Annotated in this window: 17 protein-coding genes and 2 pseudogenes; 14 read left to right on the top strand and 5 right to left on the bottom strand. The window is 61.3% G+C overall.

What is annotated here, in order from left to right; genetic code table 11:
- Positions 1-2 precede the first annotated feature (2 nt).
- The 6 genes from OC184_RS10260 to OC184_RS10235 all read left to right on the top strand — a co-directional run bounded on the left by OC184_RS10260 (position 3) and on the right by OC184_RS10235 (position 5213).
- Positions 3-1334: a glutamine synthetase family protein gene (locus OC184_RS10260; RefSeq protein ID WP_265507107.1), complete on the top strand. Its 1332-nt coding sequence runs from the start codon at positions 3-5 to the stop codon at positions 1332-1334.
- Between the two features lie 302 nt (positions 1335-1636).
- Positions 1637-2743 carry an AAA family ATPase gene (locus tag OC184_RS10255; protein ID WP_265507106.1) on the top strand — a complete coding sequence of 369 codons (1107 nt, stop codon included), beginning with the start codon at positions 1637-1639 and terminating at the stop codon, positions 2741-2743.
- Between the two features lie 148 nt (positions 2744-2891).
- Positions 2892-3167, top strand: a complete 276-nt coding sequence (locus OC184_RS10250; RefSeq protein WP_265507105.1) for a hypothetical protein — start codon at positions 2892-2894, stop codon at positions 3165-3167.
- A 42-nt stretch (positions 3168-3209) separates the two neighbouring features.
- Entirely contained in the window at positions 3210-3731 is a 522-nt protein-coding gene (locus tag OC184_RS10245) for a DUF6634 family protein (RefSeq protein WP_265507104.1), read from the top strand.
- A 128-nt stretch (positions 3732-3859) separates the two neighbouring features.
- Entirely contained in the window at positions 3860-4102 is a 243-nt protein-coding gene (locus OC184_RS10240) for a hypothetical protein (RefSeq protein ID WP_265507103.1), read from the top strand.
- A 331-nt stretch (positions 4103-4433) separates the two neighbouring features.
- A complete protein-coding gene (locus tag OC184_RS10235; protein WP_265507102.1) occupies positions 4434-5213 on the top strand; it encodes a hypothetical protein in 780 nt (259 codons plus the stop codon).
- A gap of 403 nt (positions 5214-5616) precedes the next feature.
- Here OC184_RS10235 and OC184_RS10230 read toward each other — a convergent pair whose 3' ends face one another.
- The 3 genes and pseudogenes from OC184_RS10230 to OC184_RS10220 form a co-directional block, all read right to left on the bottom strand.
- Positions 5617-5988 carry a hypothetical protein gene (locus tag OC184_RS10230; protein WP_265507101.1) on the bottom strand — a complete coding sequence of 124 codons (372 nt, stop codon included), beginning with the start codon at positions 5986-5988 and terminating at the stop codon, positions 5617-5619.
- On the bottom strand, positions 5985-6422 hold the full coding sequence (locus OC184_RS10225) for a hypothetical protein (protein WP_265507100.1): 438 nt from the start codon (positions 6420-6422) through the stop codon (positions 5985-5987). The genes OC184_RS10230 and OC184_RS10225 overlap by 4 nt, the downstream gene beginning before the upstream one ends.
- A 348-nt stretch (positions 6423-6770) precedes the next feature.
- Positions 6771-7404: pseudogene (locus OC184_RS10220) on the bottom strand (tyrosine-type recombinase/integrase).
- 197 nt (positions 7405-7601) lie between these two features.
- Here OC184_RS10220 and OC184_RS10215 point away from each other — a divergent pair.
- From OC184_RS10215 to OC184_RS10205, 3 genes are all read left to right on the top strand, one after another.
- Positions 7602-8834, top strand: a complete 1233-nt coding sequence (locus OC184_RS10215) for a serine hydrolase domain-containing protein (RefSeq protein WP_265507099.1) — start codon at positions 7602-7604, stop codon at positions 8832-8834.
- A gap of 117 nt (positions 8835-8951) precedes the next feature.
- Positions 8952-9434, top strand: a complete 483-nt coding sequence (locus tag OC184_RS10210) for a nucleoside deaminase (protein WP_265507098.1) — start codon at positions 8952-8954, stop codon at positions 9432-9434.
- A gap of 270 nt (positions 9435-9704) precedes the next feature.
- Positions 9705-10214, top strand: coding sequence for an MgtC/SapB family protein (locus OC184_RS10205; protein ID WP_265507097.1), 510 nt, complete (start codon positions 9705-9707; stop codon positions 10212-10214).
- Between the two features lie 641 nt (positions 10215-10855).
- Here the strand turns inward: OC184_RS10205 and OC184_RS10200 are convergent.
- Positions 10856-11197 carry a peptidoglycan-binding domain-containing protein gene (locus OC184_RS10200; RefSeq protein ID WP_265507096.1) on the bottom strand — a complete coding sequence of 114 codons (342 nt, stop codon included), beginning with the start codon at positions 11195-11197 and terminating at the stop codon, positions 10856-10858.
- A gap of 445 nt (positions 11198-11642) precedes the next feature.
- On the opposite strand from OC184_RS10200, the gene OC184_RS10195 reads away from it, so the two are divergent.
- From OC184_RS10195 to OC184_RS10175, 5 genes are all read left to right on the top strand, one after another.
- On the top strand, positions 11643-13139 hold the full coding sequence (locus OC184_RS10195; protein ID WP_265507095.1) for a flavin monoamine oxidase family protein: 1497 nt from the start codon (positions 11643-11645) through the stop codon (positions 13137-13139).
- A gap of 31 nt (positions 13140-13170) precedes the next feature.
- A complete protein-coding gene (locus OC184_RS10190; RefSeq protein ID WP_265507094.1) occupies positions 13171-13566 on the top strand; it encodes a c-type cytochrome in 396 nt (131 codons plus the stop codon).
- A gap of 22 nt (positions 13567-13588) precedes the next feature.
- Positions 13589-14074, top strand: coding sequence for a RidA family protein (locus tag OC184_RS10185; RefSeq protein WP_265507093.1), 486 nt, complete (start codon positions 13589-13591; stop codon positions 14072-14074).
- A gap of 463 nt (positions 14075-14537) precedes the next feature.
- Positions 14538-15431 (top strand): serine hydrolase domain-containing protein, encoded by an 894-nt coding sequence (locus OC184_RS10180; RefSeq protein WP_265507092.1) that lies wholly within the window; start codon positions 14538-14540, stop codon positions 15429-15431.
- A gap of 597 nt (positions 15432-16028) precedes the next feature.
- Positions 16029-17357: a DUF4041 domain-containing protein gene (locus OC184_RS10175; protein WP_265507091.1), complete on the top strand. Its 1329-nt coding sequence runs from the start codon at positions 16029-16031 to the stop codon at positions 17355-17357.
- 129 nt (positions 17358-17486) lie between these two features.
- On the opposite strand, the pseudogene OC184_RS10170 reads toward OC184_RS10175, so the two are convergent.
- A pseudogene (locus OC184_RS10170) lies at positions 17487-17615 on the bottom strand (IS481 family transposase); the annotation flags it as partial.
- Positions 17616-17831 lie beyond the last annotated feature (216 nt).

Genomic DNA, 17831 nt, shown 5'->3' with positions numbered 1-17831 from the left:
ACATGGATTGGCTGCGCGAACACCCCGAGGTCAAGACGATCCGCGTGGCTGCCGCCGACCTCAATGGCGTCGCCCGCGGCAAGCGCCTGCCCGCACGCTATGCGGGGAAGCTGCTGGAGGAGGGCACCAAGTTCCCCTATTCCGTGCTGAACCTGGACATCTGGGGAGAAGATGTCGAGGACAGCCCCCTGGTCTTCCAGTCGGGCGATCCCGACGGGCTGCTGCTTCCGACCGAGCGTGGCTTCCTGCCGATGCCGTGGCTGGATGCGCCGACCGCGCTGTTGCCGCTGTGGATGTTCCACCCGGACGGGCGGCCCTATGACGGCGATCCTCGGCAGGCGCTGGCTAAGGTTGCCGCGCGTTACCAAGCGGCGGGCCTGACGCCGGTCGTGGCGACCGAGCTGGAGTTCTTTCTAATCGATGACAGCGGTCGCCAGCTGCGCGTGCCGCCCAGTCCCAGGTCCGGCAAGCGGCGCACCGGTGGAGAGGTTCTGTCACTGCGCGCGCTGGACGCGTTCGACCAGTTCTTCACGACGCTCTATGAGGCATGCGAGTCGATGGACATCCCGGCCGATACGGCTATCTCCGAGGCCGGTCCGGGGCAGTTCGAGATCAACCTGATGCATCAGGCCGACCCGCTGAAGGCCGCCGACGACACCTGGCTGTTCAAGATGCTGGTCAAGGGCATCGCCCGCAGCTATGGCTTCGCCGCCAGCTTCATGGCCAAGCCCTACGAGGCGTTCACCGGGAACGGGATGCACATGCATTTCTCGATCCTGGATAGCGGCGGGCGCAACATCTTCGACGATGGCGGGGAAGACGGGACCGAGGCCCTGCGCCAAGCCGTGGCCGGCTGCCTGCGCGCCATGCCGGGATCGACGCTGCTGTTCGCCCCGCATGAAAACAGCTATGACCGGCTGGTTCCGAACGCCCACGCGCCGACCGGCATCGGCTGGGCCTATGAGAACCGCACCGCAGCCATCCGCATCCCGTCCTCAGGCCCCAAGGCGCGGCGGATCGAGCATCGCGTGGCAGGTGGCGACGTCAATCCCTACCTGACCGTTGCGGCCATTCTTGGGGCGGCCCTGAACGGTATCGAGGACAAGCTTGAGGCGCCGGCGCCCTTCAAGGGAAATGCCTATGACCAGCATCTGGCGCAGCTTCCCGGCGACTGGGGCGCGGCGATCGACGCATTCGATGCCTGCCCGGAAATCCGCCGCATCCTTCCCGCGCATCTGGTCGACAACTACCTGATGACCAAGCGGCAGGAGCTTCACTACATGGCCGAACTGTCGGACGAGGAGACGGTCGAACTGTATCTCGATACTGTATAGGTGTAGAGGCCCCCATAAAACTGCCATTTTGGGAGTTTTTTGCCATTTCGCCACGCATAACGCTGCCATCAGTTGGCGTTCTATGTGGCTAAGCTAGCCTTTTCAGCGGCTTATTAGCATTGATGCTTGGTTGGGCCTCGCAGCGCCTGCGGTGTGACTGCTGCGGGCCGCCGGATTGACGCCGTAGCCGTCGGATCTCAACACTACCTCCTGACCCGGGTCCTTCCTGAAACCAGCGTCTGCGCCTTCGGGCCAGCCGCATCCGGCCGCGGATGAGCGGCTGGTTCATGCGAGGATCGACCATGCGAAACCACCCCTTCCTCAGGGCCAGGATGCCTGACCCGGACTTGTCGGCGCGCAGCATTGCCAAGCGGCTGGTGCTGCATCTGCTTCGGCTTCGAGCCGCTCGCGCCGGTGTCGATCTGTCCCGGCATGAGGACGAGGGTCTCTACGATCTTGCCTGCATGGGCGCGGTCGAGGGCATCAACATGCCGCAGAAGGACCACAGGCGCGCGAACCGGCGGGCCAGCCGGCTCTATGATCGCGTCATGCGTGAGTCTGGCCTCGGGCATCTGGACAAGCACGACCGGGAGCGGCTGTCGCCCCTGGCGAACGGCGTCAGCCTTGCCGGGATCGCCGACGAGCATCAGGCCGATGTCCTGGCGGCGACGCTGCACGACGAGATGCCGTGGATGGCGCCGGCGACCGAACACGCCTGGAACGCCATGCGCCGCTCCGTGCGCGAAGGGCATGTCGGGTTCCGCCTGCCACCGGTGATCTTCGACGGGCCGCCGGGCATCGGCAAAACCCACTGGGCGCGGCGGCTGGGCGAGCTGATCGGTGCCGGGAGCTTTGTCATCGACGCGACCAGCGAGGGCGGGAGCTTCGCCGTGGTCGGCTCTCAGCGCGGCTGGTCAAACGCCCGCCCGGGCCGCGTGGTCGACTTCGTGCTGGAGCGGCTGTCCGGGAACCCTTTGGTGGTCGTCGACGAGGTCGAGAAGGCGGGCGATGTCAGGTCATCCAGCGGACATTCCCATGCCCTGGCTCCGGCGCTGCTGCCGCTCCTCGAGCCCGTCACCGCTGCGGACTGGAGCTGCCCCTACTTCCGCGTGCGCTGTGACATGTCCTGGGTCAGCTGGATCCTGCTGACCAACGACCTGGCGCCGCTGCCAGAGCCGCTCATCAGCCGCTGCACCGTCCTTCGGCTGCAGGACGTCGAGCTGCCCCACCTGATCGTCTTCGCGGAGCGCCAGGGACGCGCCCAGGGCCTTTCCGAAGCCTCGATCTCGGCCATCGTCGAAGCACTGGCAGCGGTCGCGCCTCATGCAGAGGCGAAGCCGAGCCTTCGGACGGTGCTGAGGATGCTCCAACGTGCCGCCGACATGGAAAACAGGCCGGTGGCGATGTGAGATGTCCCGCAAGCAAAGAATGACGGCCCGATGCAGGGCACGCCATCGCGCTCTGCGCAGGCAGATCCTCAGCGGCGTCAAGATGATCAGGGGCGCTGAAGCACGTGCAATACTGGGTCAGTCGGATGCGTGTCCGTCATGGTCCAGCTTGCCGAAGGAGGGCCGCCTCCTGCGCTTCCGTGTCGCCGGCACTTGGAGATACCCTGTCTTCCAGTTCGACTCGGCCAACCGCCGGGTTGATCCCCGCTTTGTCGAGATCCTCGTTGCTGCCAGAGCGGCAGAATGGAGCGACTTCCGCCTGCTGAACTGGATGATGCGGCCGCATCTCGACTTCGACGGGGTTCCAGCCGACGGTTTGCAGGATCCCGGCACCGACGTCCTTGCGGCGTTCCTTAGGCAGATCGAGCCGGAGCGCCACGGGTAGCTGAGAGGCAAGTCGGTAACCCGGCTCGCGCGATCGGCTACAATGCCGCGCCATGCCCACCACCACGCGACCATCACCATGGAGATCCGGATGCACGACCCTCACAGTTTCATCGACCTCGCCAAGGCTTCCGTCGCTGCGCTTGAACGCGGTCCTACTCCTGAGGATGTCGCCGAGGCACCTCTGGCAAACCTTTGGGCCGTTCTCGTCATGGACGAGGACGACCTTCCAGTGCTCTGGGGGCAGGTCTCCGGGCATCCTCTGTTGGGAGACCGCCAGATCCTGACGTCGGTGCTGGTCGGGCTGAACCGTGACGCAGGATGGGCGAGGACGATCAGCCGGTGGTATCGCCTCGGCAGGCCGTTCCCGCGTGAGATGATCGCGCCCGCCTCACGTGTCCATGATCCGAAGCGGAGGGCTGGCTACCTGCCGCTCTGGTCATCGGGATATCTGGCGGTTGTGGACGACGCGCTCCTCGAGGCGAAGATGGCGCGCCTGCTGGTGCTGTTGAAGAACCTCGAGGCGCACATGGTGAGCGGTGCCGCGGCGAGGAGGCTGCAATGACAGCAAGGCGAACAAAGCGAGGTGAGAAGGGCGACCAGAACGGCAGCAGTCTCCTCGAAAGGATGCGATCGGCCAACCCTGCAGGCGCGGCACTGCTCGATCAGCACCGGACAAAAGCTGACATCGCCATGGCCCTCCGCGCAATGCGCAAGTCGAAGCAGATGAGCCGGACTGAGCTTCGGCGCGCATCCGAAGAACTCGGCCGGCCGCTGACCAAGGCGATGGTATCAAGGCTGGAGAGCCCGACGGCTGCCCTGCCGAACCTGGAAAGCGTCCTGCGCTACGCCGCAGCCTGCGAGGCAAAGGTAGAGCTATCGTTCCTGTTCAAGACAGCGGACGATCGTCACATCCTCAAGGTCTCGTTGTTCTGACGACTGTCAGAAGGCCGAACGGCACGCTCCGAGCCGGAGAGCGATCTGACAGTGGTGCAGCGAACCAAATGTCTCAGGACGTAGGAGCGGCAGTCCGTCGCCGGCGCAGCACAGCCGACGCCCAGTCCGTCACAAAGGGCGGGGAGCCGACGTTCGCCGCGGTGTTGACCAAGGTCGGCTTTGCGCAAGCAGAGTTTGCAGAGTTCACCGCAACCACCCAAACCCGCCGCCCGGTCGGATGGTGGGCGATGCGCCGAAGAGGTTGACGCGGTGACAATGCCCAAACGCCGCGCTACCGTCGCGAAAAGTGAATGGCTTGAGGGACGGTAAATTGGCGGCGCTTTATTCTAGTTTGGCAACCCTGGCGGGGAGCGGGATATTGGCTATGGCAGGTTTCTTCATGGGGACCAGAGTCGGGAAAGAGACAAGGGACCGCGCAATGATGCGCGAGAAATACTCCGAACTTTATCAGCATTTCTATGACTTGGTTGAACGTGCCGAGAAATTTGAGCCGAAAACCTGGAGCAGCTTTTCTAAGCTGCCACACCAAGAACCACCTGTTTTTGCCTTGAAGCGAAGCGGTGAAGATTCGTTGTTTCCAGAACGCCTTGTGGCGCTGATGACAGAAGCAGAGAAGGCGCTACTAGTTGCCGGGTGGAAGCTGGATTCAATTAAAGAAAAGATAACCGATCTGTCCCTCGAAAAATTTGCCGCTTTCGGTGCGACAAAGATCACGCCGGGCTCCGGTTCAAGCAACCTTGTTGAGCCGAAGCGCATCATGAGGCTTTCAGATGAAGAGTGCAGGTGTGCCGCCGCTTCAATTTTGAAAAGCGATGCGCCCACGATCACAATGAGCGGTCATAAAATGCTTGACGGGCTACGGATAGAAAAGGCTAACCTCTCAGAAGAATCACTTTTACAGTTTTTCATCGATCTTAAGTCCGCCTACTCTTCTGACCCCGAGATAGATGGTGCAATTGCCGAGCTACAAGGCGCTATTGCCAAAGCCCAACCTGTTCTCAAGGAGCTAAAGGCCCGAATCCGTGAGCCTCACCATTTTCGGGAGACAGTAAATAGCGCGCTCAGTGATCCTCTTAGGAAGAGGGCATAAGCTTGCGCTCGCTAGGCGTTTAGTCGAAGCGACTCCGCTTCCACTCCACCTGCTGCATGAGCGACTTGCGGGTGGCTTCGGGCAATTCCTCGACTGTCTCCACCCGCGAGCCACGAGGGATTAGCCGAATGAAACGCTGGTCGTTCCGTTCGGATTTTTCACGATTTTCTAGGCGTTAGCAGCTCTTTGGAAAGAAAGGTGGGTCGGATTGTAGATCACCGAGGGTCTCGCATGCTTCCATATCCGTAAGGTCCGCTTCGAGGCTGGAGCGGGCGTTATACGCATTAAGCACGAACATCGCCTGAGGGCCGACACCTTCAGTAGCTTCGAACGGTCGCTGCTACAAAAATACCATTACGCTTACCGTGCCGCATGGCGTGATGCCCACAATTCTTGAAACTCGTTACGAACGCTTCAGTTCGTCACGCGACTTGCTTTCCCAGCTAGGTGTATGAAGGAGGATTGCACCTTTGTTGGGGTCGTCCCAAATCGGTTGATTTAGGTCCAAATAGAAAAAATGGGCCGTATTGCCTCCCGAAAGGGTTCGCTCCTTATTGGTTCCACCTTTGCTGTAAACGACAACCAAATCCCCTTTTGAAATGGATTTAAACGGAAACCACAGCATATGGTCGAAGCTTGTGGCGGGGTAGTCGTCAATGAGCATAGTCTGGGCGACAAGATAATCGCCAACGTCCAAGTCGGCCAAAGCGCGAAGCGTGAGGCGTTCATTCTTGAGATCGCCAGGGGCAACGATGGATCGAAGTTCCAGCCTCATGACCGCATTACCTTTGCCGCCACCCCAACGGCAACCAGAGCGCCGCCAAAAATTAGCATCAACCAGAAAATTGCGTCGTTGTCCTTTATGCTAAAGGCTGCGCCAAACAGGAGAGATCCGGCGGCCGCGGTTCCCGTAGAAATCACGTCAAACGCATTGTGAGTTTTGAGCTTTTCATTTGCCACAGCAAGTTTCGTATAGGTGTCGTAGAATTTTTCGGTGATTGCGCGCAATTCACCCTCTGCGCCATCCGCGCGGTCAAGTTCGTCAAGAAGTAACTTTTGAACGCCGGGCGACCCCAGTTCGTCTTCTGTAAGTTCGCGCCGAACCTTCCCGAATGAGCGCCTCCGGCCTTTGGGCTGTGACGAAGGGTCGGACTCGGCTTCTGCCGCGTCGTCCTGTGGTTCCTCTGTATCTTCGTCGCCATTCGCCATCGAGCATTCAACCTCAGGATTTAACCTTTGAACGCCTTGTTAGCATCCTCCTACATTTGTGGGAACCTATATACGAACTGCTTGTTTGAGCACGCAGTTTGGTGGTGTGATCCTTCGTTGGAATGGATAGACGCAGTGGGGGCGGCTCGTCACGCGCGCGTAGCAACTAAACTCAATGTCCGAGGTCCAATACAGCGACCACAGGCTCCTCTTACGCATCACCGCGTCGCTGCACACGGCACGATCGGTAGCTAAGGGCTGCCTCCAGTCGTTCGCTTCGACGGGCATGAATGACCGCAATGGGCCGAGGGGGCCGGCCGACAAGATCCCCGCCGGCCGGCTTCCGGACTACAGATCTATTCCTTCGGAAAGCGTCAGCGCGTCATCAAGATCGACACCGAGGTATCGAACTGTGCTGTCCATCTTGGTATGACCCAGCAGAAGCTGAACAGCGCGCAGTTTACCAGTCCTTTTGGATATCTGCGCCACTTTTGTCCGGCGTATCGAGTGGGTGCCATAAGCGCTCGGCTCAAGCCCAATCGACGTAATCCAGTCGCGCAGGATGCGCGCATACTGCCTCGTCGACAGATGCGCACTGTGGTGGAGACGACTGGGCCAAAGATACTCCAGCCCGAACATCTCCGGATCGGCGATCCAGCGTTCGAGCGACTGGCGTGTCGTCTCGGTGGTCTCAAAGCGAACTGGCTTGCCCGTTTTGCTTTGGGTGACGGAGGCGCGCTCCTTCACCCTCCCCGCTGCGAAGACGTCGTGGACCTTCAAGCAGACCAGGTCGCAGCCTCGAAGCTTGCTGTCGACGCCCATGTTGAACAACGCCAAGTCGCGTCGATTATCCGCCATCTCGAGGCGGACACGGATGGACCAAACGTGTTTAGGAAGCAGGGGGGTGTTTCTGGCCAATGATACGCCCCTTGTTCCAGGCAGGACGCTCAGGCCGAAGCGTCGGAAGCAAGTTCATGGACATGGTGTATCCTCCTGTCCACCAGCCCCGCCTCGTCTTCGGATGATCCGACAGCGTAATGGTATCATAAGGTCGCGGGTGACGCGGCAATATCGATGGACCACGTCAGCAACGGTCCGGCGATGCCCTGAGCGAGATAGGGCACCACTTGCACGCCGTCCCGAACTGCCGTCTCATGGGATAAACGGATGGAGGACGTTATGAACCACCCCCCGCTATATCGGACGCGTATCCTGCTGACCTTGGGCAGTCTCTGCCTGGTCCTGCCAGCTGCCCTGCATGCACAAGATTATCCGCATGCGGATGAACCCATCGGCACCATCGAGGATGTCTATGACGGCCACCTGACGCCGGATCTGGCCGTCAGCACCTTCCGCAACATCGACCGCCTCTTCCCGACCCGAACCATCCCGGCCAGCGACAGCCCCCGCGAACTGCCGGAAGCCCTTGTCGACCTGCCAAGCATGGTCAGCTATCAGGTCGATGAGGCGACCTACGACCTCTACGACTTCCTGTCGCTGGACAATGTCACCGGGATGATCGTCCTCAAGGATGGCGAGGTCGTCTACGAGACCTATCAGCGCGGCAACACGCCCGACACCCGCTGGATGTCGATGTCAGTGGCCAAGTCCATCACCTCCACCCTGGTCGGCGCCGCGATCGTGGACGGCCATATCGACGGCCTGGACGACATGGTCACCGACTATGTCCCTGCGCTGGCCGGTAGCGCCTATGACGGGGTCAGCATCCGCGACATCCTGCTGATGGCATCGGGCGTTGAGTGGAACGAAACCTATACCGATCCCGCCTCCGACCGTCGCGACCTGCTGCGCGCGCAGATCGAACAGCGCCCGGGCGCGGCGATGGAGGTGATGGCCGCGTTGCCCCGCGCGCATGAGCCTGGCACGCACCATACATATTCCACCGGAGAAACCCAGGTTCTGGGCGAGGTCGTCCATGGTGCGGTGGGCATGCCGCTGGCGACCTACCTGGCAGAAAAGATCTGGCAGCCCTACGGGATGGAGGCCGATGCCAATTGGTGGCTGGACAGCCCCGATGGCGTTGAGATTGGCGGCAGCGGCCTTTCGGCGACCCTGCGCGACTTCGCCCGCTTCGGGCAGTTCTTCCTGGAGGGCGGGGTGATCGACGGCAGCACCATCCTGCCAGAAGGATGGACGGAAACTGCCGGACAGCCGCAGGAGCTGAAGAGCGGCGAGACGATCGAGTATGGCTACATGTGGTGGCCAGGCTGGACTGATCCGTCCATTGCTGATGGCGCCTTTGCCGCGATCGGCATCCAAGGGCAGAACATCTACATCAACCCGACTCGGAACGTCGTGATCGCGACACACATGGCGCAACCCAAGCCCGTGGGTCGAGAGCCCGTCGACCCCCTGGTTGTGTTCGACGCCATCGCGGCTGCGCTGGACTGATGGCCCTCAGCCATCCTTCTTTAACACGCTACCGCCGGTCTTCCGTGCGTCAGTTGCCCTTTGCGAAGCTAGCTCTGTCGGACGAGGGTTCGGGACGTCGAACAGGAAGGAAGTTTCATGATCGATGATGCCGATCGTCAGCACCTGCAGCGCTGTGTCGACCTTGCGGCTCAGGCGCTGGAAAGCGGGAACGAGCCATTCGGCTCGGTGCTCGTCTCTTCCGACGGTGACGTTCTGTTCGAGGACCACAACCGCATCGGAGGAGGCGACCACACGCAGCACCCGAAGTTCGCAATTGCGCGATGGGCTGCGAACAACATGGACGTCCAGGACCGTGCTACAGCCACGGTTTACACCTCGGGCGAACACTGCCCCATGTGCGCCGCCGCCCATGGCTGGGTCGGGCTTGGCCGGATTGTTTATGCCAGCTCGGCAGCTCAAATGACGAAATGGCTTGCCGAACTGGGTGTTCCCGCGTTCCGGGTCCGGCCGCTACCAATCAGCGACGTGATCAGCGATACGACCATTGAAGGTCCCTTCGACGAGTTTGCGTCGCAGGTCCGTGTTCTCCACGTCCGATCAAATAAAGGTTACGGCTAGCTGCGTCCTACGCGAACATCTGGTCTCGACCTGCTGCAATACGGTGCCTCGAAAGCGTCGGCCGGCGGCATCGGGTCGAGGCTGTTAGAAACTCGGTTCTGCGGCGGCAAGCGGAAGCGCGATCTAGTGACGGGCCGGCTCCCGTCTCTGCCGGCCGTAGTTCGCGCCGTTTTGGCTAAGAGGATGCTGATCGCTTCCGCTTGCCAGCAAAGCACTTGCGCGACACCAGATCTTCCCATCAGTCTTGGCGGCTAGCACGAGGAACCGACCGTGAAGGAAGAGATCTGGTTGACGATCTTAAGCGAATTTTCGGACATCCCGGACCTGTCGACCATTACCCGCATCACGGTAAGATTGATGATTGCGGCAGCGCTCGGCGGGATCCTCGGCTACGAGCGGGAACGGAAGAGGCGAAGCGCCGGCATACGAACCCATATGCTGGTTGCCGTGGGCGCGGCACTGTTCGTCATCGGCCCCCTGCAAAGCGGCATGCCCATCGAGGACATGTCGCGAGTTCTGCAGGGCGTTGTGCAAGGCATCGGCTTTCTGGGTGCCGGAGCCATCGTAGTTCGTGCGAAGCAGCGCGAAGTCGAGGGCCTGACGACAGCCGCGAGCATTTGGGCGACCGCCGCCATTGGTGTCATTGCCGGCCTGGGGCTTGAGGCGACCGCGATCTTATCTGCAGTCATCGTTCTGATCATCCTCGGCGTGATACCTCTCATCATGCCGAAAGCATCGGAAGCGGATCTACCGCGCGCAGGGCAGAATGACGACCGCTGAAGCACTGCTCCTCGCGAGCATGCTGCTAATGGCTTGAACGGCAGGTCAGGAGAAGCTGTATGGCAGCACCTCACAGGGTCAACCGGCCGCTAAGGGCCGAGTTCGCAGGTCGAAGGCTGATCCGCACCGTCACCATCGCAAGGTGCGGCAGATCGACGTGATAGCCCAAATGTATGTATGTGCCGGCTGCTGTTCGCAATTGAGAATTAGGCGTGGCTGCGGAAGTCGCTCATATGTATCCGGCCTGTTGGATCGGCTCGCGGGCCGTGGCCATGATGGGGTTAAGCACGCGCCTCGGTCTCATTAGCGGCTATCCGACTGTCCTGCCCTTGATCTCGACCTTGACCGCGTTCGGGTCATAGCTGTTCGCGGGATCGAGCGCGATGACGACCGGGATCTCAAAGGCCTGGCTGTCCCGTTAGTAGCCTTCCGCCACCATGGCCAGCGTCCTGATTGCTTTCGCCGACCGCGTCCGAGGAGAAGGTCTTGAGATCCGTGACGACGCGCCCGCGGCGTGCGCCGGCCTTCGCCGGCCGTGCCTTGGCCTCAGCCCGGGACGAGGAAGATGGCGGCGCAGGTCTACCCTTGCCGCCGAACAGCGATTTCAGAAGCCACATCGCAACATCCTCCTGGTTCTCGCACTACTCGGCCGCGAGCGTAATGCCCATTGCCTCGAGGCTTATACGATCGGGCGCACTGGTTGCGGGCAATCCGTTCTTCTCCTGCCATTCCCGCATGGCTCGCGCCGAGCCGCTACCCCAGACGCCGTCCGGCGCGCCCGTGTCGAAGCCGGCGGCGTTCAGCATGGTCTGGATGGCGCGGTAGTCGTTGCGTGTGCGCTGGAGGAGGATGAAGCCGCAGGCGCCTGCCACCGCCTCGACCACAGGCTGGATGCCGGCGAGATCGAATGAGGCATCGTATCTCTGGCCGCCATCCTCGATACGGAAGAAGACCCTCTGAGCCTCCATGAGCCGGCGCATCATCGCCTCGGCCCGGACGCCGAAGAGGCCGGAGCCCTTGCTCGTGGTGAGCTTCGACCACTGTTGGGTCTCCGCAGGCCGATCGTCGATCCTGATCGAGGTCGAGAGCGTGTCGGAGCGGAAATTGCCGCTGATATATATGTGTCCGCGTCATAGATAATCGAGCTCTCGCCTTTGCGGCACCTGAAGAACAAATGCACGCGGTGCGAGCAGAACCGCGTATGGCTTGTCGCTTCGTTCCGCACTCGACAATTTCGCATGCTCTGCACTTTGCCCTCCATTGCTCTGGCTGCACCACCCCGCGACACCTCTGCTCACGCAACTGGTGCGTGACGCCGGAGCAAAGGAACAAGGGACAGGCATGACGTTCAACTCGGATGGAATATCAAGGCGCTCGCTGCTGTCGATGATCGGAGCAGTGGCGGGTGCAGGCGCAATGTATAGTGCCATGAGCACCATGGGGCTGGCGCAGGGTTCGAACTATGCAGGACGGCTTGACCTGCAGGGCGATGTGAACGGCACCCGGGTGCTGATCCTCGGTGCAGGACTTGCGGGGATGACGGCGGCATACGAGCTCCGGGCAGCAGGCTACCAAGTCCAGGTGCTGGAGTTTCGGGAGAAGGCGGGGGGCAGATGCTGGACGCTGCGTGGAGGCGACAGATACACTGAACTGGGCGGTGATACGCAGGATGTGACCTTCTCCGAAGGCAACTACCTCAACCCCGGCCCTTGGCGGATCCCCTCGGACCACTACGCCGTTCTGGACTACTGCAAGCGCTTCGGCGTGAAGCTGGAGCCGTTCATCCAGGTCAACTACAACGCCTATCTGCACAACACTGCCTCATTCGACGGCCAGCCGCAGCGGTTCAAGGAGATCTCGACCGACTTCCGCGGCCATGTGGCAGAGCTTCTGGCAAAGGTCGTGGACCAGCAGGCGCTGGATGCGGATGTGACCGAAGCGGATGCTCAGCTGCTGATGGACGCGCTGAAGCGCTACGGTGCGCTCAACGATGAAATGGAATACGTGACCGGCGAGGCATCCTCTGCCTATCGCGGGTGGGCTGTTCCCGAAGGTGGCGGCACGACCGGCAGGCCCGAACCTTCCGAGGTCCATCCTCTGTCCGTCATCTTGCAGTCGAACTTGTGGCGCAACCTCACGGCCGGCGACAATCTTCACATGCAGTCGACGATCTTCCAGCCCGTCGGCGGGATGGACCAGATCGCCCAGGCTTTCGAGCGTGAAGTGGGCGAGTTGATCACCTTCCAGGCTAAGGTGACCCGCATCCGCCACGAGGGGAACACCGTCACGGCAACTTGGGTGCCGACCGACGGCGGAGAGGAACAGACCGAGACAGCCGACTACTGCATCTGCACCATCCCCTTCTCGATCCTTGGGCAGATCGACCACGACTTCTCGCCGCGGATGTCGGGCATCATCGACAGCATGTATTACGCGTCGTCCTTCAAATGCGGGCTCGAATTCAAGCGTCGCTTCTGGGAGCAGGACGAGCATATCTACGGCGGCATCAGCTACACCAACCTGCCAATCTCGCTCATTTCGTATCCCTCGAACGACTATTTCAGCGACGGACCGGGCGTGCTGCTGGCGGCTTACAGCTGGGGCGCATCGTCGTATCAGTTCAACGCGCTGCCCCCGGCAGACCGGATAGAGGCTGTCCTCGACTATGGCAGCCAGATTCATCCGCAATATCGGGACGAGTTCGTTTCGGGCGTTTCGGTGGGTTGGCACAAGGTGCCTTGGGTGCTCGGTTGCTACGGCATCTGGAAGGACCGCGACGCCGACTACATGGACGCAACGGTGATGGACGGCCGGACGCTGATGGCGGGCGAGCATATTTCTTATCTGCCCGCTTGGATGGAAGGCGCGATCCTGTCGGCCCTGGACGCCGTCGAGCGTCTGCACGTCACCGTGACAGAAAGCTGAGGAGGCCATGATGAACCGAATGATGACTGTGATGGCCGCTCTGTTGACGCTCACACCTCCCGCTGTCGCGCAGGAGGCGGGCCAAGCCTCGATGATCGACCGCGCTGGCTGGTTTGAGAACCCCTCGCGCCTGACCCAAAGCGGCGGGCAAGATGTATATGAGGCGATCTGCGCTGCCTGCCACATGCCGGAAGGCGAAGGGGCCAGCGGCGCCGGCGACTATCCTGCGCTGGCAGGCAACGAGAACCTGCTGATGCCCGACTACGCGATCTATGTGATCCTGAACGGGCAGAAGGCGATGCCGCCTTTGGGTGGTGTTCTGGACGACACGCAGATCGCCGACGTCGTCAACTACATCCGCACCTCATTCGGCAACGACTTCGCCGAAGATCCTGCCACTCCCGAGCACGTCGCTGACGCACGCTGAACTGAACGAAGAAGGATTAGTCATGAAAACCACGTTTGCCGCACTTGCCTTGTCTGCCGCCTTCTCTCTGCCCGCAGCCGCGCAGGAGTTGATCCGCCACCCGATCCCGAACTCGGACTTTCCGATCCTGCAGGCCGTCGAGGTGCCGGCGGGGATGACGACCGTCTATCTCAGCGGAACTGTGCCGGCCATGATCAATCAGGATGCCGAACCCGGCAGCCTCGAGGCCTATGGCAATACGGAAGAGCAGACGGTCAGCGTCATGACGCGCATCCAGAGCCAGTTGGAAGCGATGGAGATGAGCGTCGGCGACATCATCAAGATGCAGGCGTTTCTGGTGGCCCCAGAGGGAGAGGCTGTCGATTTCGACGGCTTCATGGCGGGCTACCGTCAGTTCTTTGGCACGGACGAGCAGCCGAACCTGCCCGTCCGTTCCGCGATGGTGGTCGAAGCGCTGGTGAACCCGGCGTGGCTGGTCGAACTCGAAGTTACTGCCGTTCGGCCCTGACATGAACTGGCCCGGTGTCAGAGCGCCGGGCCATGCACAGGAAGAGAGTGTTCTCGGAAGACCTTTGATCATGCAACGCTAAGACATGATCTGTGACATCACATTGTTGGCTGCGCTGCACATTGCATCGTTCAGGGCTTGTGGAAGCTGCTCTGCATCGGTTGAAGGGCACGTCAGGCTCGCGGCTTTGGTGACTCGACGCGCAGCGAGCCGCCGAAGCTAACCTCAGCAGCAACCGGGAACACTGCACGCCGCCGCGCACTGCGACACGGCATGGATCGCTTTGCTGCACGGAGCACAAACGTCCGGTTCTGGGAAGCTGCACTTCAGCGCCTCAAGGGGATCGACCGTCCGCTATGGGCCGAGTGGGCGTGTCAGAGGCTGAACCATTGCGTTCACGTCGCCGGAGGCGGCAACTCAAGGTGAAGATTGCAGTCGGCGGGCAAGGCATTACGCTGGAACGATGACGCTAGGCGGACGCATCTTCTCCTGCATTCTTCCTTCTCTCCGCGGCGAGGCGGCCGACGAGGACGGCGCCCCGCTGCTGCCCTACTGGAGCTTCACCAAGACGGTCATCGCGATTTGCGCCCTGAGGCTGGCCGAGGACGGAAAGATCGATCTGGACGAGCCCCTGGGGGAGGAGCGTTTTACCGTGCGCCAGCTCCTCAACCACACGTCTGGTCTGCCGGACTACGGCACGCTTCCAGCCTATCATCAGGCCGTCCAGGACGACCAGGAGCCGTGGCTGCGGGGCGATCTTCTGGCGGCCGTCATGGCGCAGGGCATGCGCTTTGCGCCAGGCCGCGGCTGGTCCTATTCGAACATAGGCTACATGCTGGCACGCGAGCGGGTGGAGGAGGCCGCAGGTCAAGCCTTCGCGGCGCTGGTCAGAGAGATGATCAGCGTGCCGCTCGGGCTTGCAAGTCTGGAGCTTGCGACCGACCGGGAACCATTCGCACGCGTGCATTGGACGGCCGCGCGGCGCTATCATCCGGGATGGGTCTACCACGGGTGCCTGATCGGGACCCCCGGTGACGCCGCGCGACTGCTGCAGGCGCTGGTCGAGGGGCGGCTTCTGAAACAGGCGTCACTCAGACAGATGCTGGCCGCGATCCCGGTCGGCGGCTCGATCGAGGGACGGCCATGGACGGGATGCGGCTATGGTCTCGGCCTCATGATCGGCCGCATGGGAGGAGCGGGACGCGCGTTCGGGCATTCGGGGGGAGGACCCTTCAGCGTGAACGCGGTCTATCACTTCCCGGACCGGCTGAGACCCATCACCGTGGCGAGCTTCACCGACGGCCGCGATGAGGGCGTGGCCGAGTTTGCGGCGGTCGACGCCGGTGGAGCCCTGTGACGGCTTCGTCTCACAGAATAGACCGTGCCTGCTCGATCTCGCTTCGGGAGGCGCGAAAGTCCCGTTTGGAGAGGCACCACGGGACGTCCGTCACGCTACGACCGACCGCACTGGGCCGAGTGCGCGAGTCAGTGGCTGCCCCGCGCCGTTCGCGGCACTAGGGCTGGCAGAGCAACACGAAAGCCATTCGCCAACGCTTGTAACAGCCACGGCGAATACGAGTGCAGCGAATAATAGCTTGCGCAGAACTGTCGGTCGCGCTGATCCGGTTGCCGCACTGCAGCTGCTCTAGAGCAGCCGTTAGCACTGGGCGCTGCGTGAATAGCCGTCCGGCGGTAGCCTCTAAAGATGGCCTGCCTGCGCGCACCAACAATCTGCCCATAAAAGTCCCGGACGTCTGGAAGACCTGTGGCAGTTCCGGGCGAATCTTATTGAGATGCCTGCCCCCGCCGTCCTGACGGGCAAGGAGCTGGCCCACGCAAGGGGACGTAGGTCCAAGCGTGCAGCGGGAAAACTGATCTTGCACCGCACGCCGCGATTGCAATCGAGCATCCTCGTCGGCAAAGTTCCACCAATCATTTTTCACGGATGGATTGAATGGAACCTGTTGCCGTTGTCGCATTGGTCTGGATGTTGCTGCCGTTCGTGCTGGTCTTCTTTTGGTTCCGAGCCAGGTCATCATCCCGACGTTCGTCTCAGGAAGCCACGGCTCTTAAGGAGCGCTTCGCTCCCGTTGTCTCGCTCGATGCCGAGATCGCCCGCATGCGCGATAAGGCAGACGCAACTCGTCGGGAAACGGCCGAGGTGCGGTCGACGTATGCCGAAAAGCGCAAGCTCCTAAATCAGCTGGAGCAGCAGGTGGCCGTTTACGATGAGCGGCTTTCGTTCGCGGAGCTTGGTGTCTATGAGCCCCATTTCGATTTTTCGGACAGCGAGGAATACAAAGACGCAATTCGTCGATGCCGTGAAGAGCAGAAGCGGATGGTTTCCGATAAGTCCGCTGTTTCTGCCAACAACAACTGGACCGTCGACGGGAGTAAGTCGAAGGGACAGACCATGATAAACCGCCAAACGAAGCTGACCTTGCGGGCCTTTAATAACGAATGCGAGGCTGCCATTGCCAACGTTCGTTGGAATAACGTGAACGCAATGGAGAAGCGTATCCGCACGTCAGCCAGCCAGATTGATGGCGCGAACGCCTCGATGAACCTGCAGTTGGAGGAGGACTATATCGAACTGCGGATAAAGGAGCTCCGGCTCACGCACGAATATCGCGAAAAGCAAAAGGCGGAGAAAGAGGAACGTGCCGAGATGGCGCGCGCTGAGCGAGAGGAAAAGAAACTGCTCGCTGAGGCTGAAGCCGCCGAAAAGAAGGAAAGAGAATACAAGCGCCTCCTGGATAAAGCTCGCTCCGAAGTAGGCGCCGATCAGTCGAAAATTGCCGAGCTTGAGGTTCTGCTGGCCGAGGCTCATTCGGCGGCCGAGCGCGCACAGGCCATGGCGACGATGACGAAATCCGGCTATGTCTACGTCATCTCGAACGTGGGGAGTTTTGGGGAAGATGTCGTCAAGATCGGGCTCACAAGGAGGCTCGATCCGGACGACCGTGTGCGGGAGCTTGGGGACGCCTCGGTGCCATTCGGTTTCGATGTCCACGCTATGATCTACTCGGAAGAAGCTCCCGCCCTGGAATCGGCGCTCCATCGGGAATTCGCCGAGCGGCGGATCAACATGACGAACTTCCGCAAAGAATTTTTCCGGGTCGGCCTGGAGGAGGTGGAAGAGGCGGTTGCTCGCCTCGCGCCGTCGGCATCGTTCTTCAAGGATCGTGAGGCGCAGGAGTGGCACGAGACGATGGCTCGCCGAAATGAGACACTCGCTCAGCTGCGGGCGTCGGTTGAGACGGCGCTGCCGGCTGAGATTTGAGCTTTCCCAAGGATGAGGATCAAGAACATGAGGAAGTTTCCCGTCGCCGTTGCCGCGATCATGTTCGCGGCAACGGCAGCCGCAGAAATGACACCGCTTTCGGAGATTCTGACCCGACCGCCTGACCGCCTAGGTGTTCAGTCCCGGCATCTGGTGGATCGGGTTTAGGATGAATCTGTCCGGCTCGGATGTCCAGATCTTGCAGATGTATTCGTATGGAGTGAGGCCGCCGAGGGTCTTGAGCCTGCGTGCGAAGTTGTCAACGGCGGTGCAAAACCCGGCCACGCGGCGGCGTAAAATCAGGCCAGGTGACGATGGCCGGCGCCATGGCGCGCGCGCTTACCATAGAGCTAGCGCGTGCCATGGCGCATTGGCCCCTTGGGGCCAAATCGAGGCGATCTAATCTCAGGACTTTTGTTGCCGCTTTCGGGCGGTGCTGTTGGCGAGGCGATAACTCTCGCCGTTCATTTCGAG

Source organism: Paracoccus rhizosphaerae, from assembly GCF_026162645.1.
Taxonomy (GTDB): Bacteria; Pseudomonadota; Alphaproteobacteria; order Rhodobacterales; family Rhodobacteraceae; genus Paracoccus; species Paracoccus rhizosphaerae.
The sequence above is the reverse complement of the archived record's forward strand: the minus strand, read 5'-3'. Positions and strand labels throughout refer to the sequence as shown.